The organism is Chryseobacterium sp. SIMBA_038 (assembly GCF_046535115.1).
GTDB lineage: Bacteria > Bacteroidota > Bacteroidia > Flavobacteriales > Weeksellaceae > Chryseobacterium.
The window spans coordinates 527361-554351 of sequence record NZ_JAWRXH010000003.1 but is presented as its reverse complement, the minus strand read 5'-3'; the positions used below and the strand labels follow the sequence as shown (position 1 = coordinate 554351).

The 26991-nt window shown below is 32.7% G+C and carries 28 protein-coding genes; 9 read left to right on the top strand and 19 right to left on the bottom strand.

The features are described 5' to 3' along the window. Nucleotides 1–17: 17 nt before the first annotated feature. The 12 genes from SB689_RS13495 to SB689_RS13440 form a co-directional block, all read right to left on the bottom strand. On the bottom strand, nt 18–2444 hold the full coding sequence (locus SB689_RS13495; RefSeq protein WP_410692650.1) for a DUF262 domain-containing protein: 2427 nt from the start codon (nt 2442–2444) through the stop codon (nt 18–20). 10 nt (nt 2445–2454) lie between these two features. Next, on the bottom strand, nt 2455–4350 hold the full coding sequence (locus SB689_RS13490) for a DUF262 domain-containing protein (RefSeq protein ID WP_410692649.1): 1896 nt from the start codon (nt 4348–4350) through the stop codon (nt 2455–2457). A 727-nt stretch (nt 4351–5077) separates the two neighbouring features. After that, entirely contained in the window at nt 5078–6358 is a 1281-nt protein-coding gene (locus SB689_RS13485; protein WP_410692648.1) for a DUF3945 domain-containing protein, read from the bottom strand. 27 nt (nt 6359–6385) lie between these two features. Continuing rightward, nucleotides 6386–6838: a hypothetical protein gene (locus tag SB689_RS13480; RefSeq protein ID WP_410692647.1), complete on the bottom strand. Its 453-nt coding sequence runs from the start codon at nt 6836–6838 to the stop codon at nt 6386–6388. Nucleotides 6839–7030: 192 nt separating this feature from the next. Further along, nucleotides 7031–7987 (bottom strand): zincin-like metallopeptidase domain-containing protein, encoded by a 957-nt coding sequence (locus SB689_RS13475; protein WP_410692646.1) that lies wholly within the window; start codon nt 7985–7987, stop codon nt 7031–7033. 61 nt (nt 7988–8048) lie between these two features. Next, complete coding sequence (locus tag SB689_RS13470) at nt 8049–8492, bottom strand: JAB domain-containing protein (protein ID WP_410692645.1); 444 nt, start codon at nt 8490–8492, stop codon at nt 8049–8051. 602 nt (nt 8493–9094) lie between these two features. After that, complete coding sequence (locus SB689_RS13465; RefSeq protein WP_410692644.1) at nt 9095–10015, bottom strand: STING domain-containing protein; 921 nt, start codon at nt 10013–10015, stop codon at nt 9095–9097. A 1-nt stretch (nt 10016) separates the two neighbouring features. Beyond that, nucleotides 10017–11102 carry a hypothetical protein gene (locus tag SB689_RS13460; protein ID WP_410692643.1) on the bottom strand — a complete coding sequence of 362 codons (1086 nt, stop codon included), beginning with the start codon at nt 11100–11102 and terminating at the stop codon, nt 10017–10019. A 20-nt stretch (nt 11103–11122) separates the two neighbouring features. Next, a complete protein-coding gene (locus SB689_RS13455) occupies nt 11123–11353 on the bottom strand; it encodes a DUF2188 domain-containing protein (protein ID WP_410692642.1) in 231 nt (76 codons plus the stop codon). Nucleotides 11354–11921: 568 nt separating this feature from the next. Next, the gene (locus tag SB689_RS13450) at nt 11922–12614 is read right to left on the bottom strand and encodes a hypothetical protein (protein WP_410692641.1); all 693 of its coding nucleotides are present in this window, start codon (nt 12612–12614) and stop codon (nt 11922–11924) included. Nucleotides 12615–12927: 313 nt separating this feature from the next. Continuing rightward, nucleotides 12928–13791: an SDR family oxidoreductase gene (locus SB689_RS13445; protein WP_410692640.1), complete on the bottom strand. Its 864-nt coding sequence runs from the start codon at nt 13789–13791 to the stop codon at nt 12928–12930. Between the two features lie 75 nt (nt 13792–13866). Next, a complete protein-coding gene (locus SB689_RS13440; protein WP_076561705.1) occupies nt 13867–14439 on the bottom strand; it encodes a Crp/Fnr family transcriptional regulator in 573 nt (190 codons plus the stop codon). 329 nt (nt 14440–14768) lie between these two features. Between SB689_RS13440 and SB689_RS13435 the strand changes: the two genes are divergently transcribed. Beyond that, complete coding sequence (locus SB689_RS13435; protein ID WP_410692639.1) at nt 14769–15542, top strand: SDR family NAD(P)-dependent oxidoreductase; 774 nt, start codon at nt 14769–14771, stop codon at nt 15540–15542. 77 nt (nt 15543–15619) lie between these two features. Further along, nucleotides 15620–16519 (top strand): helix-turn-helix domain-containing protein, encoded by a 900-nt coding sequence (locus SB689_RS13430; protein ID WP_410692638.1) that lies wholly within the window; start codon nt 15620–15622, stop codon nt 16517–16519. Between the two features lie 175 nt (nt 16520–16694). Here the strand turns inward: SB689_RS13430 and SB689_RS13425 are convergent, their stop codons facing one another. The 5 genes from SB689_RS13425 to SB689_RS13405 form a co-directional block, all read right to left on the bottom strand. After that, nucleotides 16695–17174 (bottom strand): PA2169 family four-helix-bundle protein, encoded by a 480-nt coding sequence (locus tag SB689_RS13425; protein WP_245365488.1) that lies wholly within the window; start codon nt 17172–17174, stop codon nt 16695–16697. Nucleotides 17175–17375: 201 nt separating this feature from the next. Beyond that, entirely contained in the window at nt 17376–18737 is a 1362-nt protein-coding gene (locus SB689_RS13420; protein WP_410692637.1) for a hypothetical protein, read from the bottom strand. A gap of 195 nt (nt 18738–18932) precedes the next feature. Beyond that, nucleotides 18933–19475, bottom strand: coding sequence for a flavin reductase family protein (locus SB689_RS13415; RefSeq protein WP_410692636.1), 543 nt, complete (start codon nt 19473–19475; stop codon nt 18933–18935). A gap of 41 nt (nt 19476–19516) precedes the next feature. Beyond that, complete coding sequence (locus SB689_RS13410; RefSeq protein ID WP_410692635.1) at nt 19517–20077, bottom strand: NADPH-dependent FMN reductase; 561 nt, start codon at nt 20075–20077, stop codon at nt 19517–19519. A 148-nt stretch (nt 20078–20225) separates the two neighbouring features. Continuing rightward, entirely contained in the window at nt 20226–21215 is a 990-nt protein-coding gene (locus SB689_RS13405; protein WP_410692634.1) for an aldo/keto reductase, read from the bottom strand. Between the two features lie 248 nt (nt 21216–21463). Between SB689_RS13405 and SB689_RS13400 the strand changes: the two genes are divergently transcribed. The 6 genes from SB689_RS13400 to SB689_RS13375 all read left to right on the top strand — a co-directional run bounded on the left by SB689_RS13400 (nt 21464) and on the right by SB689_RS13375 (nt 24453). Beyond that, on the top strand, nt 21464–21961 hold the full coding sequence (locus SB689_RS13400) for a hypothetical protein (protein ID WP_410692633.1): 498 nt from the start codon (nt 21464–21466) through the stop codon (nt 21959–21961). Nucleotides 21962–22034: 73 nt separating this feature from the next. Next, a complete protein-coding gene (locus SB689_RS13395) occupies nt 22035–22769 on the top strand; it encodes a hypothetical protein (RefSeq protein ID WP_410692632.1) in 735 nt (244 codons plus the stop codon). Nucleotides 22770–22840: 71 nt separating this feature from the next. Next, nucleotides 22841–23044 (top strand): hypothetical protein, encoded by a 204-nt coding sequence (locus tag SB689_RS13390; protein ID WP_410692631.1) that lies wholly within the window; start codon nt 22841–22843, stop codon nt 23042–23044. Between the two features lie 46 nt (nt 23045–23090). Further along, a complete protein-coding gene (locus SB689_RS13385) occupies nt 23091–23354 on the top strand; it encodes a hypothetical protein (protein WP_410692630.1) in 264 nt (87 codons plus the stop codon). Between the two features lie 375 nt (nt 23355–23729). Next, nucleotides 23730–24113 carry a hypothetical protein gene (locus SB689_RS13380; protein WP_410692629.1) on the top strand — a complete coding sequence of 128 codons (384 nt, stop codon included), beginning with the start codon at nt 23730–23732 and terminating at the stop codon, nt 24111–24113. A gap of 139 nt (nt 24114–24252) precedes the next feature. Then, a complete protein-coding gene (locus tag SB689_RS13375) occupies nt 24253–24453 on the top strand; it encodes a DUF2945 domain-containing protein (protein ID WP_076561602.1) in 201 nt (66 codons plus the stop codon). 131 nt (nt 24454–24584) lie between these two features. On the opposite strand, the gene SB689_RS13370 is transcribed toward SB689_RS13375, so the two are convergent. Both SB689_RS13370 and SB689_RS13365 read right to left on the bottom strand, forming a co-directional pair. Continuing rightward, entirely contained in the window at nt 24585–25151 is a 567-nt protein-coding gene (locus SB689_RS13370; RefSeq protein ID WP_410692628.1) for a hypothetical protein, read from the bottom strand. Between the two features lie 167 nt (nt 25152–25318). After that, complete coding sequence (locus SB689_RS13365) at nt 25319–25936, bottom strand: DUF4142 domain-containing protein (RefSeq protein WP_410692627.1); 618 nt, start codon at nt 25934–25936, stop codon at nt 25319–25321. Nucleotides 25937–26165: 229 nt separating this feature from the next. On the opposite strand from SB689_RS13365, the gene SB689_RS13360 reads away from it, so the two are divergent. Continuing rightward, nucleotides 26166–26708, top strand: coding sequence for a hypothetical protein (locus SB689_RS13360; protein ID WP_410692626.1), 543 nt, complete (start codon nt 26166–26168; stop codon nt 26706–26708). The last annotated feature ends 283 nt before the right edge of the window (nt 26709–26991 follow it).

Sequence of the window (26991 nt, the reverse complement as noted above, 5' to 3'; positions counted from 1 at the left end):
ACCTGATAATAAACTATTTATACACTATCACCAATAAGATTCTCTATTTTTAGTACTACATCTTCTATATTTTTATATTCCTCGTAAATATTTGCAGATTGTTCCTCTACTGAAATTAGGTGTTCCGAGGGTTTTAGTTTAATCATATAGCTATTAACCATCAAAGATGGATTGTTATCCCAACCGATCTCGAAGTGATAATTAACCTTTTCCAAATTTTTAAAATAAAACTTTTTAATATAAAAAGTAATTAGTTCATTAAAATATCCAATTGTTGATGAAGAATTGAGCTGATATGCGTAATGATCATTAAATAACTGTATTAAATTTTCCCTGCCAAAATTAAAGATTTCAGGAGACCTGATATATAACTCTTTGTAGTGCAATGAATCAAAATTTATGTTTTCTATTACATTGCTTGTGATATACTTCTGAATAATATTATTTAATGATGTTTCCAGATTATTATTATCATAATCAGTATCCAAAATCAAATTTTTAAGAATTTGACTTTTGTTATTATCATTAAAAATCTGTCTCCAGTTTTCATCTCTTTCTCGAACAGTTCCGAAAGTATTTTTTAAAAATGATTTCTTATTATCAGATTTTGAAATAAAATAATCTCCTTTGGTAAGAAGACTTCTTTGCAATAAAAAGGCTTCGTGACTTAAAATTTCTTTCCTAAATAAAAAATCTAACTTATCAAAAAAAACTTTAAAGTTAATTAAATCTTTACCTGAAAAATTTAGAATAAAATTTATTTGTCCATAGAAGTAAGGATGCTTTTCAGCAATTAAAATAGCTTCTACCCAGGCTGTATCTTTTTTTTGTAACAGTTGACATTTTACAATCTCTTCGTCTTTCTGGGTTTTACGAAAAGATGTTTCAGCTATTAAATTGGTTTGAAAAATTAATGACCTTGAAAGGTCTAGTGAATCAAGCAATATTTCGATTGAAAGTAAATTATTTTTAAAATCATCAGGAGAGTCTACGTAAGAATTAAAAATTAAATTTGAAATTATTCGGTTATAATCACCAAAACAACCCAATTCCTCTTCAGAATATTGTACTAGATACTTGTTAATTCGTAATACATAGCGTTGTATTGCAAAGAAATACAGTCTATTCCACCAACTTTTTGAAATTATACCGTCAGAAAAATAAAACTCGCTAAAAGATTCACAAAAGTCATTTTGATGATAGAAAGTGAAATATTCATCCAATACTAAATCTAAAATTTGCATATTAGACACGCCGGTAGTTTCCACTTTGCATAGTTCTAAAAATCTAAAATAGCTTTCAAGATTATTTTTGAAAATGTCATTATCAAAGAATTTTTCAAAATCAAAGTCAACAGACCTGTTAACAAGTAAATCTACTACTTCTGAATTAAGATACAACTCCGTAGGTTTTTTTTTGATGATAGAATTTTCTTTTGCTACATAATCTTTGATAAAATGACTTAGAAAACTCAGCTTGAAATATTCAAAGTAACTGGCATCAATTTCATAACTATTTTTGCTTTTGGCATTCCAAAAAATATCATTCCAGGAGATGTCAAAATTCTTGCTGTATTCGATCCACAAATCATCTTCTATTAAATCTTCCAGTTCAATTTTACTAAACAACCAAGCTTTAAAATTCTCAAAATCAGACAATTGCTTTCCTCTCGCATTCATTTTCACATAAAGATCATCTGAAAGATTAAAATCTTTCAAATCTAAAAAATCAAAGTAAATCAAATTTTCAATCGTGAGACCCTCATACAATCTTGATAAATCTTCTGCTGAATAGTTACGTTCAACAATCAATTGATGAAATTCTTCAATAACATTGAGCATAGAATTCACCGTAGGGTCATTCAGCCATGTATTAGAAAAACTTTCCTGATTGATAATCTCCTCTTTTAAATCTGTATTAAACTCTAGTTTGTCGGCATTGCATAATAACTGAATAAAACCTTCCGAACTTTTCCTAGTTTTGTATTTGAAATTTTTTAAGATGGATAAATCCTCTACCTTTCCTAGTCTCTTTATAAAGTACAAGTGTATGAGAAACAAGGTTGTCAATCTTTGCTGTCCATCTAAAGGAATCAGATAAACTAACTTTTGATCTTCAATTTTTTTTTCGTCAACAAAAGTTTCCCCAACAGTTAGATCAATAGAATTAGCATAAGTTTTTATACTTTGCAATAAGGCTTCTATGGCTTTTTTATTTCTCTTAAACTCTTCTTCATTCCTTAGACCAAAAATTTTTCCGTAAATAAAGTCAAGGCCTAATCTTTCTTTGAAATCAAGAGCATTGATAATTGCTTCAATGAACTTTTTCCTAATGATAGGAATCTTACCGTAATTTCTGCCTTGTGCGTAATCTCTTTGGATAGATGGTATTTCAACTCCCTGATCATTGAGAAGTTTCCAAAATGTATAATTTGATATTGACATTATTTAGTTTTTAGTTCGGTAAGAATTCTTTTAGTCTTTCTTCAATCCTTTTTTTATAAGTTTCTCCATCCTTATTTGTCCAGTGGGTGAAAGAAAGATGATCATTGAATGTTTTATTAAAAGCATTCAGAGTTTCGATTGGTATAAAAACAGGTATTTCTGAATCAGTTTGTCCATTTCTATCAAATCTCAAGATTTTTTTCCTTTTTTCTTCAAATAGATCATTTTGCAAGGCACTGTTGGTATGTATGTCTAGTAGTAGCAGATTGTTTAGTTGGTGTGTCCTTTTTGAAAATAGCTCGATCAGCATATTTATTTTTTCATTTAAAGTCTCATCCTCTTTCAAGTCTTCAAACGATTTTTTATTTTTTAAATCATTTACAACATTCACTTCCTGACGCTCTCTGCCTTCATACTGAAAATTAACTTGCTCTTCAAACCAATTTTTATAAAGTCCGAAATCTGTAATTTCTTTAGGACTTTGAGGGATAATATGTTCTATGCTCCATTTCATTCTTACATATAGTTCAAAAGGAAATTTGTTTTCAGAAATATTATTTATATAGTATAATACATTATGAAGTAACAAAACCCTTTGTGTCTCAACCTTATGTTTTTCAAAATGTAGATTTTCAAGTTTATAAATCTTGTAACTATTTTTATTGTCATCTTTCGCTTCTTTTTCAAAAGTCTTAATAATCCACGATTTGAGTATAGACTTGGTATCATTTTTATTTTTACCCTTGACCTCTCGAATTATTTCGTCAAGATTTTTGATATGCGAATTTGTCAAATAACCAATATAGTGGTAAAGTTCAGGATTTTTAAACCAGTCAACAATTTTGTTATAAAGCTGTGTTACTCTTTCCCATTCATCAGCAAATGAAGAAGACTGTTCTGTATTCTGGTTGTAATTTTTCTCGTAGTATCTATAAGCATAAAGATCATCCTGCATTTTCTCTTTATTAAGATGCAGATCAAACAGATAATCTATTCTTGTTCCTTCTATGTATAAGCTTTCATTAGGTTGTATGAAATACCAAAAACGATCATCCTGCAAAGATTTTTCAATAGCATCCCATTCCAGAGCAAACTGATTAACTTTGAGATCTGCCAATTCCTGAACTTCTTTTCTTTTGATATCTAAAATAAAAAGTGCCTTAATCAATTCAGAGCTTGTAAGCTTTATTTTACCCTTATTATTATTGAGGAAAACTTCAATTACCTTATCATTATTCATTGCTGAATCTAGTGAATACCAAATCACTTTAACATGGTTTAATAGTTTATTTACAAAATTATTAACAGATTTTTTATCTGTCAATATTATTTCACACCATTTACGAATAAAGAGGCTAACTACAAAAAAATGATAAACATCTACGGTATCGTGATCTTTGTGTTCTTCTATAAAAACCGACCAAAGTTCATTGACTCTATTCATATCACTGTAATCTCGTTCAGTAACATCTAAATCCTGAAGTGCCTCTATATTAAAATTGAAAAGTTCTGGGAGTTTTGTTTTGAGAAAAGCGCCACTGCGGGTTCTGGTTGAGAAATCAATTTCATACTTCCAAGTAGAATCTACCGCACCAATAGAATCTAAGTAAGACAAGAGTAAAAATAATGTAGTAGTTCTTTGTTGCCCATCTATCACTTCATTACTTATAACCACTTCAACAATTTCTCCATCTACTTGTAACTCTTTGGTTTCAGTACTGGTTGGTTTTAGAATTAGAGGTTGAAGACAATACAATCCTGATTCTGTCTTATAATCATTGATATCATTTAGGAGCTCTAATATTTCTTTCTTCCCCCATTTGTACCCTCTCTGATAATTGCCGATCTCAAAGGTTTTACCGCTTAGCTGACTGATAGGCAAAAGTAAAATAGTATTTTTATTCACATTTAGTTTTGTTTGTCTAATTGTAAAGCATTTTGATAGCTTTGTTGAGTACCTGAAAAGTTATTGGAGCAATTTTAATATGTACGATACTTTAACGACATTTTGAAGTCTTTGCATTATATATTTTCACCCGAGTTTATAACGAATATACTTCCAAATATTCTACCTCAAAGTCTATAACGTCTGTGAGATTTTTTCTCCAAGATTCTTCTTTTTCTGCAATTTTTCAAATATGCTGCATTGTTGCATAATTAAATATGCTCTTTAACAAAAACAATTTTTCAAATATATTGAAAAATATGTTTCACAATTACGTGAACCAGTAATCTTATTCTTTTTTCGAAAAAAATTTAAAGATTATTTCTTAATCTTACTCATTTTAGTAAAATCAATAACTATTACTATTTTACAAAGCATTTTTTTACATTAATTCTAATATTTGGTGATACGTTCATTTAATTTCTTTTACTAGTAAAATATATACTTTGCAACCTTTTTTCTAATACATAGTAAGCCAAGCCCAGCAATGTTTTAGAAATGTGGTTGCTCCAAACTCCGCAAAAATGCATTTCCGACCACAGGGAGGAATTGCATTTTTGCCGCCCTATTTTTTTTAAACTTAAACAAAGAAACCTGCAAAGTCAACTGACCTTACAGGTTGCTAAAAAAATTACATCCAATTTACTTACCCCTTTCTCCAGAATTCCCCAAAACTTCTAAAGCACTCCTATTTCTTCTTCGGATTCTTAAACGAAAACAAAATTCTCCCTGTCTCCTTATCAAAACGCATATAACCCTGATACTTCTTCCCCAACTCACTAATTAATCCACTTATATATGCCGTCTCCCCTACTATCAATTTCTCTATCTGCCATTTCCGAAGATACTTCCCTCTGAACATCGTGGGAACTTCGTAAACCCATTCCTCTTGAGAACTTTTCCGAAAATCTTTCAAAATTCGATCAAACAAAAACTCAACTGCTTGTTTGTCCGTACTGAACTGCAACGTCGCTGAAAACAGTCTGCCCTTCTTCGACAACATATTTTCAACAAACAGGCGTTTTCCTTCACGAAGAATCTTCCGTTGTTCCGAGCTCAACGTCACCCCGCAAATCACCTGCGGAATCCTGACAAAATCCATTCTTAACGAAATCAACTCATTGGTCAGCCTGTCCATACTTACCAACGACGAAACCAACTCCCCTGTCGCTTCATCAACCAACTCCACCACCCTTCCCATGTTTCCAAATTTCAAAAGGTTCATCTTGTCTTCCTTCGAAAATCGGTGACCACCAAACATCTTTTCAAAATCAGGTCTGTCCTGTACCCGATGAATACACACCAACACCTCACCCCTATTATCCAGTCTTAACTGCAAGCGAGCATCAATCGTATTTATAGAATTCTCATTCCTCAAAAGTATCGGAATCAACATCGGTGTCTTGTATCCTGTCAACAAAGATTCCAACGCACCTATACTTTCCAACTTTTTCCGATCAAGACCGATCTCAGCCAATCTTTCCCAGGGAACATTTTCAATCTGATATCGGTAGTTAAAATTACTCCGTAGTACGGAAGAATCGTCTTTAAAATCATTGTTCACAACAGAAGCTTCCCTGTCGGCATATTTTTTATTTCTGAAAGTTTCTACCGTTTCGATTGCAACGGCATACTTTTCCAAATCCTTTCTTTCCTCATCCGAAGAAGACTCAACATAGTTCTGCAAACTTATTGCAGTTTCTCTCGCCCAATATTCCCGCACTTTGAAAAATGAATACTCGGCAGGATTTTTCAGCTGATGATAAAAGTCCGCATAGAAATTCAAAAAAGAATCTTCCGAAGATTCGACACGGATTACGGTATCCGATTTATTTCTGTCAGGAAGCACATCAACAAGATTTCCGTATTGATTGACTTCCTGCACGATGCCGACCGAATTGTTACGGTGACGCAGTACCAACAAAGTACTCACTTCTGAATTTGCTGTATTGTTTCCTATTTTGTTCATGATGACTATTTTTATTTGTTTATTATTCTACTCAACATCTTCCCTCCACAAAAACCCACTCTTTGGCTGTATCAAATCCATATGATTCCACAACTCACTAAAAATCTCTTCAATCTGCTTTTCTGAAAGTTTGTTTAAAAGGATGGCATTCCTATAATCATCGTACATTATTATTTCTCGACTTGGAAAACTTCCTGTTGCTATTCTCACTACACTTCTTCCGCTCCCGGTACACAGATGCAACGTGCTGTCGTCCCATCCCTCATGACCGAGAATCAAAGTTTCATCCATGGCGACAGCTCCCGAAAAAGCTTTGTTTACAGTATCATCTTCAAAACTCAATTTTGCCAGACGGTTACACTTCTCTATTCCTTCATACTCCGCCATTTTTCTGGCAAACATAATCTGCTCAATATTCCCTTTGGGATTCTCAATCCCAAACAGCAAAGATTCAACTGAAAATTTCACTTTGGTCTTCATATTTTTACGCATTGCTTTAATTTTTTTTTAGTCAGTTCCCATCTTGTAAGATTAAACACGGTGCCGATAACCCTACACTGGGGAACTTTATGGTATTTAACTTTTGAGGATTAGAGATAGTATTCTGAAACTTCTCCCTCTTTAACTTTTCTCTTTCTTTCAGGATTTGAATTTTATTAGTAACCGCAAAAATTACTGCAGGTTTTCCAGAAATTTCTTTCCTCTTTTGGACTCTACAAATGCGCAGCGTATTTTTGCAGCTCGATCTTCACGATTTGATCCCGACCAACTTTTCAGATATCGTACACTATTGAGAAATTCCTCAGAAATTCCAAACTGAAGGCAAAGAAGCATTGAACCCATTTCGGCGATTAATTCCTCAAAAGAATAACTTGCTTTATCATCATGCCCTTGCAGATTTCTGTTGAGTCTTGTTTCGTGCCCGGTCCAATGTAAAATTTCATGAAACAAGGTGCTGTAATATTTTGAAGCTGAAATAAAATATTGCTTTTTCGGAAGCATCACGAAATCAGATCCAGGAGAATAAAAAGCAATTTCATGAATAGAATAACGCAAATTGAGATTTCCGTTTTTAATGATACGATAAACGAACTTTTCGCAATTTTCAATTTCTAAAATTTCCGGCTTTTCTTGATCGTCAATTTCAAAACTGATATTAATTTCTTCTAAATTTTCGATCTGTTCAGAATTAAAAACAACATAATTTCTGGCACATGGAATTTTGATAACATTTCTTTTTTCATCATCGTTCATCATTGCCACAATTTCTGCACTGATAATTTTACCGCTTTCCTTATCTTTAAAAACATAGGTGAAAAATTCGATTAAGCATCCCTTGGAACCTTTCTTTAATCGTCCTCCTGCTTTCGTAATACTGTTAAAAGTTGCATATCTTGCCGATGAAAATTTCTTCACGATCGTATCCAAATAAAGCGCTAAAATATTGTAGCCCTGATAACGTGTCCCTGTAAACAAATTTGATGGATATACAGCGCTCAGGTCGCTGTACATTTCCCAATCTTTTGCATTGACTTTATCAAGGTTCTCCAAAATTCTCCCAATGAATAAATCAGGTTTACTTTCCTTTTTGCCGGTTGAAACTTTTTTGTTTTCTGTAATATTTTGCATGATGTTACTTTTTAAATTAATATTAAATTGCTTTGAAATAATGTGATTTGATGAGTCTTTGTTACAAATGACCCTCATCGAGAAAAGAGTAATAGTGCTCAGAAGTCAGAATAATGTGATCGAGTACAGAGAAATCTAAAAACTTTGCCGCTTCTTTAATTTTCTCCGTTATTTTAATGTCTTCTCTTGAAGGCTTTAGATTTCCGGAAGGATGATTATGACAAACAATAATTGCACTTGCATTGCATAACAAAGCGCCTTGCATCACAATTCTGACATCCACTAACGTGGAACTGATTCCGCATTCTGATATTTTTTTGATGCCTAACACTTTATTTTTCTGGTCTAGATACAATGCGTAAAAACTTTCTTTGTAGTCGATCTGTTCCGCATCAAAATGGGCTCTGAACACTTCCGAAACATCATAGGAACTCATCACTGTTTTATCTGCGTTCCCTTTTCTTGAATAGCTTAATTTAATTTCGTTGACGATATTATAATTCATCTTTTTTGCTCCGAGTACGGCGGAGACCTATTTTTCCCGCACTTACATTAAAAATCTGTTGATTCTGTAAATTGCAGATTGAAGGAAATTTTGATCTTTTCTATTCTTTTTACTTAGGGTCCTATCATTTTAAACTGATTTATACCAAAAGAATAAGGATGATCTAAATTTCAATGAACTGCATTTGCATCTTGTGAGGTTTCTGACTTTTCTATGCAGATTACCATTCAGGCAGGCACAAGGAAAACTGCAATCAATTCCTTGAAAACAATAAGAAAGAACATTGATAAAGCTTGAAATATTTTTGTGGAGGGCTTGGAAAGCTCTGCTTTGCGGATACCCAAAAAGATTTTTTTACGCAGAGACAACGGAATATATTTGCTATAGAAAATCGGGTTACCTCAATGGCAAACGTTTTCTTTCAATTTACTACTGAATAATTTTGGTATTTAGAAAATATGCGCACTAATTCACTTGAATCTAAGAACAGATATTTCTTCTAAATTCATATATGCTTCATCAATTTTTTAAATCAATAAATATATCCCAACTCCATCAAAGAATTAAGTACATAAAAAAAACCGCTTTACAGCGGTTTCGTTTTATTGTCTTATTATTTTTACAAATTCACTTAATGAATTTCTGTCGATTAAATTTTGCAAAGTATGAACAAATTTATTAAGTTCTCTATTTAAAATATTCTGATACTCTTTTCCATTCTTTTTATATTCTTCAGGAAGTAGTTCTTTGATAGCATAATTAATTCCCGTCAGAGTTGTCGGAAAATCATGAATTTTAATTTCACCGGAACTAAGTTTTTCAACATTTACGTGGAATTTTCGATCCCTGCCCGAACATTTGATGACAGCCTCTTTAACACCAATCTTTTTTTTGATCATTTCAAATTGCATATTAATATCATCATCAATCCTATTTGGTATTATTATATCAAAACTACATGTTGTGAAGTTCGTACCTTCGATTTCTAAATCGCCGTCTGTTATTATTTTAGAGCAAATCGCTTTCACAAAGTTTTCAAAATAACCGTAAGCTAATGTATTTGAAGGAAAAAAATTAAAATCATTTGGATCGGTTTGTAAAAAGAAATCTTTAATTTCATCCACTTTTTCTTCAAGATCTTCATCACTATATCTCGAGAAAAAAATCCCATCTAAATCACTGACCTTTTTCACATCTTTATGAACCAAAAAGCATGTCCGCTGTAATCCAAGCCTGCCTATAAACAGTCCGAGTTCAAACAAAATATTATCTCTTGCCTGTAAGTAGGTCTTTTTCCTAACAACAACCTTATCATCAGGGGTGCCAATTAAAATTCCAAAATCAAATTTTAATGGTGCTTTCATTAAATCATGTAAAAAATTATGATTTAATTCAAAAACAGATCTATCCCACAAATTATCATCCCAAATTACAACATCGAAATCTTTTTTAAGCAAACGCTTAACTTGTTCAGCTGTTTCTTTTTCTTCAGATGAACTTCCAATAAAAATTCTCTTTTTCATACTACAAAAATCTTAAAGCAGTTGTGTTAGGTAATAAATCTTGGTAGACGTCCACTATTTCTTGATATAAGAGCCTTAAAAGTCTAATTTTCTCAGGTTTGTTATAAAATATATATTCAGTACCATCGATGGATTTTATAGAATTTCTATAAACTTCGTTTTCAGATATTTTTTTAAACTCCTGGTGAAGAACATACACTAACTGATAATAAGATAAATTAAAATATTGATGAATTGGGATGTTATAACATATCGAACAAATATCAAAACTTGAGAATCCTTTTAAATTTTGTTGAGAATCTGCTTTTAGTGTTTTAGTAAAACGTATCATTTTTTTTAACCTACCACCTGTCTCTTTACTTTTTTTATTGATTAAACTTATTTTAAGAAATGGAAAATCCACTGCCAGACTTTCATTTTTTTTCTTGTCGTAAATTTGTATTCCTCTTAAAATTTCATCTTCATTAAATTCAGAATCAACAGTTCTATACCAAGAAGCAGTGACTACATCTACAATTCTATTCGGCTCAGTTGGATTTACTTCAATGGATTTTGGCTTATCAATGTCCACATTTTTGTAGGTGCTAAACAAAACAACTTCTGCATTCAAACGCAATAGTCTTAAGTCAGTATTTGAATTGCCGGAGTAAGGCGTTCCATTAATAACATTTAAAAGTTTTTGCTTTTGACTGAATGACATATTTGGCTCAGAGAAATATCTGTTGCTGAAATTTTGAGCAATCTCATGGCTATAGAAAGAACTTGTAAGCTGAATCAGATCAATATCACTATGCCCTTTTATATGAGTATTGCTCATTACAGAACCTTGATATCTATAATCCACTGAGGAATTATTTTTCTTAAGATGACCTTTAACTTTATCTCCAGCTTCAATAGTCCTCTCGGTATATCTAGCCTCAACACCGTTCATTGATCTTTTAATATATTCAAGAACTTCTGTTCCTGATGACTTCAGTTGTCCAAGCTCATCGCTAAAAGACTTCTCAAACAATAATGACTCATTGATAGAATCAGGATTGCTTCTTTGCTTCACATTTTGAATTAAATTTGAGTAATTTTTTCTCATACTATAATATTTTAAATTTTTTATCCTTTACTTTTTTTTGGATCTTTCGATCTTGGATAAGTTCTTTCTTCCTGAAATTCGCCAGAATTTTTATGAATCCTGAGCGAACCACCGTTATGACTTACAATAAAATCCTTAGCTGATTTTATAGCCTCGATCTTATTTGTATCAAAAACTTTGGAAGACCTTTCTGCTCCTTCCTTTTTTAACTTGTACTTCCCATCTTCTTGGGTCAAATGAAAATTTTCCATAATAATGAAATTTAAATTTTAATAGCTTACGGAGCTAAGTTTACCGAGAATGGATGTTGAAATTTGTGAAAGAGAAATATTATAGTATTTTTGTAACACAAAAAAGTGGTTTCCATTCTAAACAAACCACTTTGCTTCAGAGAACAAAAGTCCTATCGGTCAGAGGTTGGGACTTTTGTCTTTTTTAAAACCTTTATCAAACAATCAAGTTTATAGTCTGAAATTTCAGTCGGCTTTAATATAAAGCAAATATATAATTTTTTTTTCATCCACCAGTATTTATTAACTTAATTTTAAAATATTATTAAAATATCTAATTACAATATATTTATATAGGTCGTTATAATTAGTAAAAAAATATTTGATTATAAATTGCATAAAAAATAAACACACACATATATACTCTCTATGCATGTAAAAAACCACACCCAATTGTTAGTAATGTATATATGGGTAAAGTGATTATCACTCCACTATTTCCGATGTATTTTTATGAAACCAAAAAAAACTCTAAATAAAAAAACAAACCCCAGTTATTGATATAACTGGGGTTTGTTTTTTTATTTTGTTAAATACCTCTTTCGGGATTATTTAACTTCGCTAAAACTTTATTTAGGATGACTTTCTCTTCTAGCTTACTTTGCTTTTCTTTGGTACTTTTTCTACGTTTCTCAGCCTGATAAATTAAATCTTCTAACGACATTTGGAAACTTACATAAAAACCTCTAGTATACCTGCTATAAGTCTTAAGTCCCCAATTTTGCTTTAATTCATTCTTAATCTTTTTTGTTTGGTATTCGCTGTTATATTTTTGAATATTTGGATCGAGTTCAGAAATATCCATAGATTTAGCTTTGCCGCTCATTCTCGACAACCAAAATTTGTTATCAATCTTACAATAGGTTTTTCTGCCGAGGATACTTTTAATTGCTAGAAATCCCAATAGACTAACTTTTTCAAATTCTGACTTTTGATTTTTGTAGAAGTCCCAAAAGGTTGCTATATTCAGACCACATTTGGGTGAGTCTTTATAATCATGGTAGAGTTTTTCCCCGATCTTTAAACACTCATGTTCATTGCCTAGTTTTACACTAAAAAATTCTGCACTTGATGTAATAAGTTCGAGATCATCACCAAATTCTAATTTTAAAGAATGGTGGTAAAGAGCATAGTAAAGTATATTCTTCAGTACTTTAGTAGAATCAGTCAAAAAACCATCTAGTAGAGTCACCGGAAAATTAAAATATTCTGGTTTGTTCAAAATAACTGTAATTATTTAACAAAGATAATTCATAAATATTAAACTCTTCTGTATGTAAAATTTATACCAAAATTAAACTGACAAAAATTGTTTACTACTATGTAATTAATAAATCATTTTAATTTGAGTATAGTCCTTAAATTAATTTGTGATGGTTAGATTTAAAAATAAAGAATTAAAAATTAGGGATAAACGATTCATTTTCTCTTAATTTACAAATAAAAACTCATATCATCGGATAAATAACAGAAACGGCGAAGATTTTTATTTTCCCACCGTCAATAATTGACCCTACAATAATTTGTGTGTTTATTTATTCAAGTAATTCACCCATCCCGAATAAGGCTAAACCTTTACCATACTGTTCTTCAACAGCTTTATTTGCTGCATTAATATATTCTCCTGTTATCGGATCAACAACCGTTCTCAAAGGTCTTTTGCCCTTTTCAGTACCAATAAGCTTTACGATGGCATCTGCAACATCCTGTGGATTGGTTTGATGAGCTTGAATAAGCCCGCCAAGAGCTGTCATCATCTTCTCGGGAATTTCTGCAATAGCACCATACCCTTCAAATACGGATTGATCTGAAGCATAACCAGTCTTTAGCGACATTTCAGTTGGAAAAGCGCCAGGTTCTACAATGGCAACATCTATTCCGAGGCGCTTAACTTCGTAGTGGAGTCCTTCGCTCAGTCCTTCCAATCCAAACTTCGAAGCGGCATAAACCGTTGCAAAAGGAAACGAAACCCTTCCAAATCCGCTGGTCACATTAATGATCAGCCCGTCTTCCTGTTTACGCATTACCGGTAAAACCTGTTTAATGAATCTCCATGGTGCAAATACATTCACATCAAACATTGCCTGTACGTCGGCAGTTGTAAAGCTTTCGGCTACACCATTCATTGAAAACCCTGCGTTATTGACCAATATATCAATAGCACCTTCTTTTGCAATAATAGTTTCTATAGCTTGATTTACGCTTTCATCGTCCGTAATTGTAACATCCAGAACATTTACATTTTCAATTGCTGAGAGCTCTTGTGCTTTTTCTGCATTTTTACCAACGGTATCTCTCATTGTTGCATAAACTTGATGTCCTAATGCTGCAACACTGTGTGCAGTAAGCCAACCAAAACCACTATTTGTACCTGTAATCAATACTACTTTTTTGCTCATCTTTTTATTTTTTAAATGACTGATGCAAAGGTTGGTGAACTGAGTCGGAAAACATTTACCATTTGGTAAAAAGCATCATTTAACGATATTTTTCCTAATTCTGCTAAGAGATTGCTGGGTAATCCCCAAATAAGAAGCCACCTGTGAAAGAGGAACACGATTCACAAGTCCCGGAAATTGACTGATGAACGACAAATAACGGGTTGTTGCATCCTCAGATACCAAAGGACTTCTGCGTTCGAGAGCTTTCATCAGACAGTTTTTGACAATAAGATTCTCCATATCTTTCCAGCCGACAATAGTATTTCCAATTTCGTCCCAGTTCTTTTTCGAAAAAACAAGCAATTCACAATCTGTTATAGCTTGGATATACTCCGAAGCGACCATTTGTGCCTCAAATCTTTGTTGATCAGAAACAAAATTATTCTCTTCAACAAAAGAGTGTGTAATCTCTTCGCTCTTATTATTATAATAACAGAATCGGGTAACTCCTTTAAGAAGAAATCCAACGTACCGCGGAATTTTACCTGCTTCTGAAAAATATTCATCTTTGCGAAGTTCCATTGTTTCCGCCTTGCTTAATATCAATTCAATCTGCTGACTGTTTAAATTACCGAACTGTAATATATAATTCACAAATTCTTCCATTTTACAAATTTCAGGTTTATCATTGAAAACCAATTTACCATATGTTAAAAAAATATCGCTGAACAAAAAACAATTTTTAAAATATCAATTATCAACTAATCAATCGCCCATAGTAGTGAAATACTGCTTGGTTAAGCGTATGATTTACGAGTAATCTCGGGTAAAAATCTAAATGCGATAAATAATTCCTGATCAATTTTTTCTTAATAAATCAACCATCTGTAAAATAATTTTATCCTCAATTGGGATACAAACAGTCTGAATCTGGATACAACTATCGATTCTTAAATAGTCATCTTTGCTGCATCAACTTTCAAACAATTAAAATTATGCAGACATATGAAAACAAGGTAGCTCTGATATCGGGGGCAAATACAGGTGTAGGATTTCAGATTGCTAAAGCACTCATTGAGAATGGATATATTGTGTATGTAGGCTCCCGTGACAAAAAAAAGGGCGAAGCTGCAACTGATCAACTTGGGGAATATGCACGCGCAATCCAGCTTGATATTACCGACCCTGAATCAATTAAAGCAGCAGTAGAAACAGTTGAGCGTGAATATGGATATTTGACACTGCTCGTAAATAATGCTGCGGTTTCTCACGCCGGTGAACAAGGTCGTACCATGGAAGAGATTCTGGACTCTCAACGCGCTTCAATTGTACCTATTACTGAATTGAAAACAGTCTGGGAGACGAATGTGTTTGGAACGCTTGCTTTAACTCAGGCTTTTATTCCATTATTGCATAGAGCAAAAAAAGCCCGGATTGTGACCATCTCAAGTGCTTTAGGGTCATTGACAATTAATTCAAATCCGGAAAACCCATATCGTTCCAGTTTTGACGCAGTCTACGGTGCTTCAAAAACTGCACTTAACGGTATTTTTCTTTCATTGGCAATCGATCTGGAAAAAACCGATATCAAGGTTCACTTGGTAAGTCCAGGATTTACCGCGACGGCACTCAATAACTTTCAGGGAACAGACTCCGTTGAGGTAGGCTCCATAGAGCCAATCAGGGTGGCTTTAGCTGAAGATCTTCCGACAGGTAGTTTTACAGGCCCTGAAAATTTCAGCGGAAATGATAATAATCTTGCGTGGTAATTTTTAAAACAAAAACCTATGATCAAATATCGTAGGTTTTTTTTACATTTATTATTATGAAAAGCAAAGAAGATAATTTGATACGCTTCATATCAATATCGGAAAGTCATCAAGCCTTTGGATTGCCTACCCCGCAACATCCAATGATAAGTCTTGTTCATTTCAATCAAGACAATCCTTTCAATATGGCAATGGCGCCTATATATAATGTTCTGAGTTTCTATAAAATCACCTTCATTACCAGGAATAGAGGAAGGCTGAAATATGGCCGTGATTACTACGATTACGATGAAGGTAGTATGCTGTTTTTGGCACCCAACCAATTGGTCGGAAGCACTGATTACAACAGTGAAACTCACTGTTATATTTTGCTGATTCACCCGGATTTTCTGCTTGGTCATCCCATAGCAAGGAAAATAAAAGATTATAGCTACTTTTTATACTCATCCAACGAAGCATTGCATCTTTCGGACTCTGAAAAAGAGATTATACTATCCATTTACAAAATAATGGAACAGGAACTCAGCCAACGTATTGATGAATTTAGCGAAGAGGTGGTAATTGCTCAAATTGAATTGTTGCTGAGCTATGTTAATAGATTTTACAAACGTCAGTTTATTACCAGAAAAATACCCAACAATGACATTCTTCAGAAGACCGAGACAATTCTTGATGATTACTTGAACAGTCAGGAAACTTTAAATCAAGGATTACCAACTGTCCAATATATTTCGGATAAGCTGAATATTTCACCCGGATACCTCAGCGACGTCTTACGTTCACTCATAGGAAAAAACACACAGCAATACATACGGGAGAAACTTACTGAAAAAGGAAAAGAGAGACTTACCAATACCAATTTTACTGTATCCCAAATAGCGTATGAATTGGGTTTTGAACATCCACAGTCTTTCAGCAAAATGTTCAAAACAGCAACCGGTCTTACTCCTTTGGAATTTCGCACCTCATTTAATTAATCTACGACAAATTATATTTGGCAGGAGAAAATAATTTGATTTGCAAGGTTTTCAAAAATTATGCACTTCAGGATACATAGAGCTGAGTCACTATCAATTCAAAATACGATCATTAAAATTAAAAAAACTCCTAAAAAGTAATTTTAGGAGTTCTTTAATGTATCAATAAAGTAAATTATTCCGTAATTCTTTCCAGAGTTTCGAATTTACCATAAGAAGCTCTCAATTTAACCAATTGATCTGCTACAACTACTGTACTTTGCGGACATAAATTTCCACTTTGCAAAGCTTCCTGATAAGCATCAATTGCAGCTTTTTCACCAAAAACAACATTCTCCAAAGTGGATTCTGCATGATCACCTCCAAAAGAATTTTTGATATCGATCCATGTTCTGTGCAATGCTCCTGCAGTTGTTGAGCTGTCATCCGGATTACCTCCTCTTTCGGTAATTAATCCCATCAGATCCGATTTCATCGTTTGAGATTCACGTACCATCTGGTCATAATCATTTTTTAGTCCGCTGTATGAATCCCATACTTTTTCTTCTACCTTAGCAAATCCTTGGATTCTGTCATTTGTAATGTTTAATAAATCATTCAGTGTCGATACTGTTTTACTGTTGTCCATAATAATATTTTTTGTTAGTGTACTCATGTATTTACAATGACTGTACCATGTGGTACCACCTCAAATGCTAAAGTTTTCTTAAATAAAGAAATTGCACAATCTTTTTTACACAGTAAGATATGAGTTGACGGAGTGTATAAAAAAATATTTATTCTCCAATTAAAATCTCCATCCGGTTAATTAATGAGCGTTCGTTACTTTCTCCTCAAAGTTATTACCAATTAGAATTCAGACGGCAAGCTCAAGGTAGATATCAATTTCAATCCAGATACTGAATGCTAATGCAAACAATAAAGTGTACCATAGCAAATCAATCTGTTTCCTCAGCTGTATTCCAAAAACGGCAACAAAGAAAAGAGGGCAGGTTATGAGATAAGTTAGAATAGCTGTACCAAAGACAACAAAAATATCATAGTAATAATCGCCCAACAATAGTGTAATTGCAAAGTGTATACACCAAACAACCAACGGCAATACGATGCATAAAATCCACTTCCAAAGTTTTTTCATCTGCAGTTTTTCTGCTACCTGACGATAATTTTTGATAAGCAGAAATGCAATCACAATACATAACAGAATAAGTATTGCAATCTGGATCAATTTGTATCGAGCAACATCTTCCCTCGTATTAACATAATCCGTTTTTATAACGCTTTCATTTTCAAACAGCTGTTTTTTTGTACGCTCACCGTTAACAAACGTTACTTTACTTGAAAACTTACCATTGTTATTTTGAAAAGTCCAGACAGAATCTTCAATACCCTTTTTATATAATCCTGTAATAACTACTCTCCCATCCTTTTTCCTAATAAATTTTCCATCCAAACGCCCACCATTGAATCGTACAGAATCCACTCCTTCAGGTGTTCTTATGTTTAAATAAGTGATTGTTCCAGGCTTAACTAATTGTACTCCATTGCCAATCATCAGCGAGACGGAATAATCCAAATTTTTAATGGCATCGTTCTTATTGTAGTCATCATATTTTATTGGCTGTTTTGACAAATCAAGCTCTTCGATTTTGACGACCAGTAATGAATCAAATCTGTAGTACTGCAAATGCTCGTAATCAATGATGTCAATAAGTTTGTTAGACTTCAAAAGTACATATTGCGGCTGATCAAATCTTTGTGTATATCTAGGTTTGCTTGTAGAATAAAATGAGAAAATCGCAATTGCTCCGATGATGTAAGGATTAGTTCTCTTCTGCCATAATGAATGTTCAGATCTCTGCTGATTTTTGTTCAGACTAATCCATGCTGCAAATAAAACGGGTAGAACAAAAAGATCCGTCAGATCAACCGTTCTTTCAATAACAAAAAATGTTTCACTAAAAAAATCGATAAACGGCTGGGAATAAGTACTTTTCCAATAAACAAAAAATAATGCCGTGGCAATGAAAATTGCAGATCTGTATCTCGGAAGCAAAACAGACCAAAAAATAGGAAATATAAAAAGCCCGCACAAATCTGACAGTTTTCCGGTAACGTGATTATGATAAGTTGTTTTAAGATAAAAATCATTCAGAATCAATAATCCTAAACATAAAATAAATGGGAAAGAAACTATTGGATTCAGACGTTGTTGCATAGTATTGAATTGGTATCGATCTTAAAACTAAATATTATCTCCTAACTTCTTTAAAATTAGATAAAAAACAATAGGCGATAATAAAAAGGTACAATTATTTTTAAGGATAAATCTTAAGACTATTCTTTCGTCAGTTCCACTCATCATCTGATAAGATCACAGTAAGATATTTCCTAACCAGAGTTATATAATGAATTATTTGGCTGATAGAATGATAATATTTTTCCCGGATTGTACAAAGTGACCGTTTCCTCGGTAGTGGATTGTTTTAGGATATTTTGGAACTTTTGCCACATGAGCTTTTACAATCTCAAAAATAAAAAAATTATAATCATTGACCAGCTTACTGTCATATAAACGACATTCGAAATTGGCATAACAGTTAACCAACAATGGTGCATTTACCATTTCTCCTTCTGCAGTATTCAAGTTAAACTCTTCAAATTTATCGATTTCCGTACCACTGCAATTTCCTATTGAAACCACTGTCTTGGACAACTCCAATGTTGGTAGGTTGATTACGCATTCTTTACTTTTTCTTATTAATTCGAAACTATGATTTCCACCAGAGATCATGCATCCAATTAATGAGGGAACAAATTCCATAATAGTGTACCATCCTAAAGTCATTACATTTCTTTCCTCTTTGAATGCAGATGTTAAAAGAACCGTAGGACTTGGTTCCAGATAATGACGAACATCTTCGATAGGATAATTTACTTTTTTATATTTTTTCATGATATAGTTTGCGCCATTACGGTCATTTCAAACAAGTCAATTTAATCTTTATTAATCCTTGCAATCCATTGAGTGAAAGCTTCAACGGCTGATCGTATAAACTTTTTGTTTTCTTCTTTTTTGATTTTACCTTCATCGTCAAACCATTCAGATATATTTGCAATATAAACTTCAGGTTGCTGCATTACTAATAAATTTAGAAAAACAAAACACTGGCGGAGATGATGATTAGCTCCAAATGCAGCAATATTTCCGGGTGAACTGCTAAATACTGCAGCCGGCTTATTATCCCATACATTTTGATCAGATGGTCTTGAGCCAATATCTACTGCATTTTTTAAACATCCCGGTATCGATCGGTTATATTCCGGGGTAATAAAAATAAATGCGTTTAATCCTTTAATTTTATTTCTGAAAACGGTGTATTCTTCAGGAACATTGTTAAAGTCGTCAAAATCCTGATTATAAACAGGAAGGTTATCGATGGACACGATTTCAAATTCAAATCCTCCGAGCTGGATATCTGCCACAGCATTCGCAATTTTTTTAGAAAAAGATTCTTTACGAAGACTGCCTACTATAATACCAATTTTATTTTCCATTGATCAATGATTTATGTCGTTGGTTCAATAACTACGCCATTCAAAATATATTTATTTCCAATCTACTTTTACATTGATTAAATTAATACATGATGAAATAAAAAGAGAGCTACATTTAGAGCTCTCCTTTATTTCAATCACTAATTTGTTATTTTGGGGTGGCTGCCTTATCATAGATTATTGATTCGTTCTTTAATTCATTCCAGAACTCCGAAGGTATATCAACCTCTAAAGCTTTGGCATTAGCAATAGCTTGCTCTGATTTTCCAGCTCCGGGAATGATCGATACAAACTCTTCTGCAGCCAAAACAAATTGAATTGAAGCATCTACAAGATCGACCTGATGCCTTTCAGCAATAATTTGTAACTTTTTATATTTCTCAGCAATATCTTTCGGTATCTGATCCTTATAATTATATCGTTTTCTTCCGGCTATATATCCTGAATTAAAACCGGCACCTGATACCAATTGGACACTCGCTTTTTTTACTGCGGGAAGAAGCCTGTCGACAGCATCTTCGTGCTCCAATATGGAATATTGTGTTGCAGAGAGACATATATCAGGATCTGCAGAATCAAGGCAGTCTAAAATTGGTTCAATTTTATTGACCCCCATTCCCCATGCTTTGATGACACCTTCATCCCGCAAAGCGGACAGAACTTTGAATGCACCGTTTTGAGCTTGTTTTAAAAAATATGGATAACGGTCTCCCACTTGATCTTCCGAAAGGTCATGAACATAAATGATATCAAAATATGGTAAGCCTGTTCTTTCCAGACTGTCCTCAATAGACCTTTTGATACCATCAGCCGTATAATCGTGTTTAAAATCATAATGAAACGGATTTTTCCACATGGTAGGCGGTACCTGATCCTTTGGAACCTCCTTGAACAGGCGACCAACTTTTGTGGAGAATACAAAATCTTCCCTTTTTTGAGACCGGAGATATTCCCCAAACCTCTTTTCACTTTTGGTCAATCCATACCATGGTGATGTATCAAAATATCTGATACCTTCATCCCAGGCAGATGATAAGATATCCCGCGCTTCATTATCCGAAATATCATTAAAAGCTGTTCCTATAGCGACCCCTCCCAATCCAATCTGATGTTTTTTTTCTAAAATTTCATTTTTCATATTAACTCATTAATTATTAGTGTTAGTACAAAGATGATGCAAACTATACGTTAGTCCGAGTAGTAATAGAGTTGGAAGATAGCTATTTCAAATATCTAAATGTAATAATGACTTTTTCAATTGTCTTTCAAATTGGTACGCTGTTGGTAACCAGTTCACCTAAACTTATAGTAAAAGAATTACAAGATCAATAATCTCAATGCCGAAAAAAACATATAATAAAGATGACTGAAAATCAGGAATCTTAAATGGAATATTTAAAATACAGAAATGTGAATATTATTTTATTTGACAAAGATGTTTCTCAGGAAACCATCAACAAAAATGCAGAAAACCTGAATATTGCTCAGCTTAATCTCTCAGATTTTAATGAAAGAATGGGTAAAAACTATGATCTCATATGCAAATTTACGAATGAGAATACCCGTTTTTTTCTAAAACAGGAATTAAGATATCCTGAAAATACAAACACCATCGCCAGCCAAATTAATTGGCTCCTAATGTGGAAAAGGGAAATCAACGACAGAGTCTATTTTAAAATATTCTTCAACGATATTGCACGGGAATTTGAAGAAATAAATCGATATAATTCCCCATACGTCCAGAAGGATAATATATACTATAAAATGGTTGACGATTTTAAAAGAAAGTATACAGATTACGCTCCTTTAGGATTTTTAAGCGAAGATGATGAAAAATACATAAAAGAAGAAATCAACAAAAAATTCTTACAAAAAATCAATTGAAATTAAAATCTTACTTTTATTACTTGTAGTTCCATTTGCAACTTATAGATGTAATATCTCATCATCTTAATTTATGACAATAGCTAAAGAAAAATTTTCAGCATTGGAATCGGAGATCAATCTCAGAGCTACTAATTTTGCAGCTGTTTTGGTATGGATTATTGTTGCATTATTTGCTGGTCTTGCCATGATCTGGGTAGACCAATTAATACGCCCCGATTTTCTTGAATATTACAGTAACAACATTCTAGATTTTTCAGCATCAATTATAATCATATTTTTATCAGCAGCAACGAGTTTCTTTCTTGCACGTTATCTTTTAACCAGAAAGTACAATAAATATACTGTATCGGTAAATGACCAGGGAGCTTTTATATTTGATCGCTATGGTAAAATTTCAGAACAGGTTCTTTATACTGATTTACACGCCACAACAGAAAAATATGATTCAGATATTAGTTTAGAATTCAACAGGAAATTAAACAAACAATGGTTTATCATTTATAAAAAAACAGAGTCAAATGAAGTCACAAAATACAATCTCAGGTTTCAGAAGGACTTTTATGCACTAAATAATAATTACGAGCTTTATCAACATTTCCTGAGAGGAGTACAAATATTTCGTCCTGATATTAAAATACATTATCATACGGCAATACACTTCAAAATAATATCACCAGGCGCACTGACTGAAAAGCAAAAAAAGAGTGATAAGATCTTTAAAAATGTATTTAATATTGTTCTGTGTATCATCCTACTATTTTTTATTTATGTGATATGGATGTTCATTCAAATATTCTCAAAATAAAAATTCCTATCTTCTATTTTTTAAATCTTAAAAAATGCCGTTACATAATTTAAAAACATTATTTTTAAAATATGGAAAAACGAGATCTTTTAATTATTGAATACCTTTCAAAAGGATTTAAAACCACCGAAATAAGTCAAAAGTTAATGACAGAGCATTCAATTAAGGTCAGCAAGATTCTCATTGAAAAAAGACTAAAAACATTAAGAACAAAGTTTCAGGCAAAAACACTTTTCCAATTAGCAGTCATTCTAAAAAACGAAAACATTATCTAATACTATGATCCTAAATATAATCAGGCATCATTAAAAACAGAGGTCTATGAAAAAGCTAATTATATTTTTTGCATTCGCATCTTTTATATCAAATGCTCAAAGCCGATTTATCAAATTAGATTCAGCTAAATTGATCAAACATGTGGAAAGCTTCATCTGGTTAACCGAAGTTAACTATGTGGCAGATAAAAATAGTTTTGACTGGGGTTACAACAATTACCAATTTGTTAATCCTAAAAATGAAAAAGATCTGTTTACAATCAGATTTGAACGAAGAGCTGATGGGTTTGATATAGTCAGAGTCAGTTGAACTTTTGATAGTCTTTTTAAAATCTGGAAAAGTGATTTCGATAGAAAAGCTGATGCTGACACAGTTAAAAACACAGGTTTTGCAATAGATGGCCGAACAAGATTTAACAAAAATAAAGATAGTAATTACTTGAGCATCAGCAGTTTATAGGTCATTGCCTTTACATACTTTATTTTTTTTTGTTTTTAAAATCTTTAATTTCATCTTACTACTCCTATACGAAACTTAATAAACTAATTGTTTCACATTCAAAGTGTATAATGCTATCAAAAATTTCAAACTTATTCATACATGATGATTAATAAATTACCGGAGATTTTAACAAAAGAAAAATATAATGAGAAGGACATCGAATTTTGAAATGCGTTATTCAATTTGGACAAGAACATAATCACCGATAACAATGCAGAATTCCTTACAACCATTTACCAGTCCACAAAACATCTCGACATCCGAAATAAAATATTAAAATTGTTGTATGATTTTAACTTTTCTGCCTTAAAGGAATTCTTTCTCAGCTCCTACAAAAAAGAGCGCTATCTGGATATGAAAATTTATGCTTTGCGGGGACTTTCACAATTTATTGAAGAAAAAGAAACTTTGGAGCAGGTAAACATTCAATACGATGCAATGCCTGATGCGTTTAAAGACCATTATACCGTTGATGAAACTGGTGAGATCGTAATGCTGAAAAGTCATTCAGAGACAAAAAGAATTATGGATAAATATTGGGAAAACGAAAAGAAAAATCTAGGGTAAATTTTAAAATCTAAGTTCATTTAAAGAGATTAGAATAATAATCAGCTCTCTTGATCCTTTTGCGGGAAGTCGATGATGAAGTAATTATTTTAGTATGTCTTTTGATATATCTAAACCATATTAAGAAAATACAGCAATTATGTTAAAAAAAGGAGACCATGTAAAGTGGAGGTTTCAGAATGGTGAAACACACGGTATTATAACTACAGTTCATACCAAAGATTTTGTTTTCATGAATAGACAAAGACGGGCATCTGAGGCTGAGCCACAGTATGAAGTCATCAGCGAAAAAACGGGAAAGAAAGCAGCCCATAAAGCTTCCGCACTAAAAAAGATTTAAATTACCAGAAGCTAAAAGTTAAGGACTTAAGCTCTATTTGCAATTTTCTGCGTAAGATAGATATAATTAAACATACAAAATGTCGCTATTACCCCGAAAGTATGCCATAAAAAATGTGTTCCGATATTGAGCTACTCCCACTTATCAGCGATACGAAAAGTAAGTGCAAAAGCAAATGACAGTAATGCAAATCCCACCCATTTCCCGGCTTTCCATTGCGTATAAATTAAATATCGTAAAACCGAGAAGAGAACAAATGATGCCATCATTCCATAATTTAAATTGATAAAAAGAGATGTATTATCAAGCAAAATCCAGTTTCTTAAAGCAAACATGAGAATTATATATACAAGAACTACAAAGACAGCATAAAACAATTTGGTGCTCTTCGCTATAAAGTAAAATCCTGCAGACAAGCATAGCAACATAATAGGTAGCCAATCCATCACAATAAATACCGACCATTGTCGGAATGAGTGATAAAACGTTCCACCAATAGCACCAATGTATAATAATATCAAGCAATAAACTAAAAATGGATACTCTTTAAAATGATCTTTGATTCTAATAGTCCAAAAAATAGCTGTGATGAGAAAAAACATCGCAGTAACTGCATTTAAAGGCTCAGGAAAAAGCTGACTCATATCTGTTTCCTTATAGAATATCCCTCCGTCCGGCGGCGATTGATTTATTGACATTCTTTTTATTTTTATTTCTTGGTGCAATATGCAAAGAGAACTCTTTCAATTAACTATTATTAAGATTAATGACAAGTTCTGCCATTTAAATTATCATAATGTTTACAACCATAAAAAAGTAAACTGTCAAAAATGACAGCTTACTTTTATTGTTAAATAAATTTTAATCATTTCAGAGCAGACTTCACTTTCTCAGACTCCTTCAAATGGTTTTCCAAAGTCGGAAGTGTTTTAGTTGCAAATGCTTTTACGTTAGCATCTGTACCATCTGTAGACTCCTTTTTAAATGCTGCAATATCTTTTTTATGATCGTTAACCATCATGTCGACATAAGCCTTGTCAAAATCGGCTCCTTTCTTTGCTTTTAGATCATCATGCATCTTTTGTTGTGAAGCATCTAAGGATGCGGGTAAGGAATAATTTACACTTCCCGCCCATTTTTTTAGTTCTTCGTTGGCAGCTTTATGATCTTTTGCAATCATTTGCCCTAAAGATTTCACAGAAGCATTGGTAGCATTTGCAGCAGCAAGTTCTCCCATCATAACTTCCATCATTCCCCCTTTAGCAGCAGCATCAACAAAAGTTTTGTCTTGAGTACTTAATGCTTTTGCATCAGGAACTGTACTTGAAACTGTAGCAGAATCATTAAGAGTCTGTGGGGAATCCATTGGAGCTGTTGAAGACATATCCGTTGAATCTGCGGAACTGTTTGTAGAAACAGAATCCTTTTTGTTGCAAGATACCATGGCAGCAACTGCCAACAATGTAAGAATTGAATTTTTCATAATAATTATTTGGTTGGTTAAAATTAAAAGCATTTTTATTATCTGCTTTGTGCTACAACTAACAATTTGTCTGCCAAAGATTTTGAGATAATAAATAGACAATCTACATCAGGTAAGTCTCAAATTTTTAATTGCCTTAACCCACTCTTTTCTCTCACAACGTCCTAAACTTCTTAAATCCCTGAAACGGTACATATGGAAAAAAACTAACTCTCAAAAAACAATAATTATGGACAACCATAAATTAACAGACGAACATATAATTTACGAAAATAACTGCCGAAAAATGTTCGTTGGACAGATAATTTGTGCTGTCATTTATGGAGAACTAAAGCACTATGCTGATGAAGACGGAAATAATATAAATCCAGAGCCATCTTACAAAACAAAGTATGAAGAAATTGACACTCTTGACCATTCTATTTATTTCAAAACAGAAGACAAAACTATTTACGTCTTTTGGGATAATACATTTATTTGCTACGGGCTGCAGTCGAAACAACTTGACCTAACAGAAACAACTAATGACTATGAACAAAAATGGGATGTTTCAAACGATACAAAATGGCATGGATTTATAGGACAAAAAATCACCGACTTTAAAATATTGTGGAAAGAAACGCGGACTTCAAACCTTGACGGTTCAAATAAAATTTATACAATATATCCGCAAACATTTGAAATTATTGTAGAAAACGGAAAATCAATTTTTGTATTAGCTTCTGAACTTAAAGAACACATAGACGAATATTATTCTCAAATGGACAATTGACTTGTCACAACAAATATAGATTTGCTCAAGAAATTAGAAAATATTGAACGACAAAATAAAGATAAACACAATTTTAAAAATTCTATATAGGCAAAAATATTCAGACAATAGAATGACATCCTGTAACAAGAGGTTCACTAGAAATTTGTATTTTAGTTGTAGGTTTCGGCTTCAATTTGCTCACTATCATCAATCCATGAAACGTTATTTATAGATTAAACTAAATCTCCAAAAACGATTTATATTTGATATGTATACGTTAGATAACTCTTTTAATTTGAAT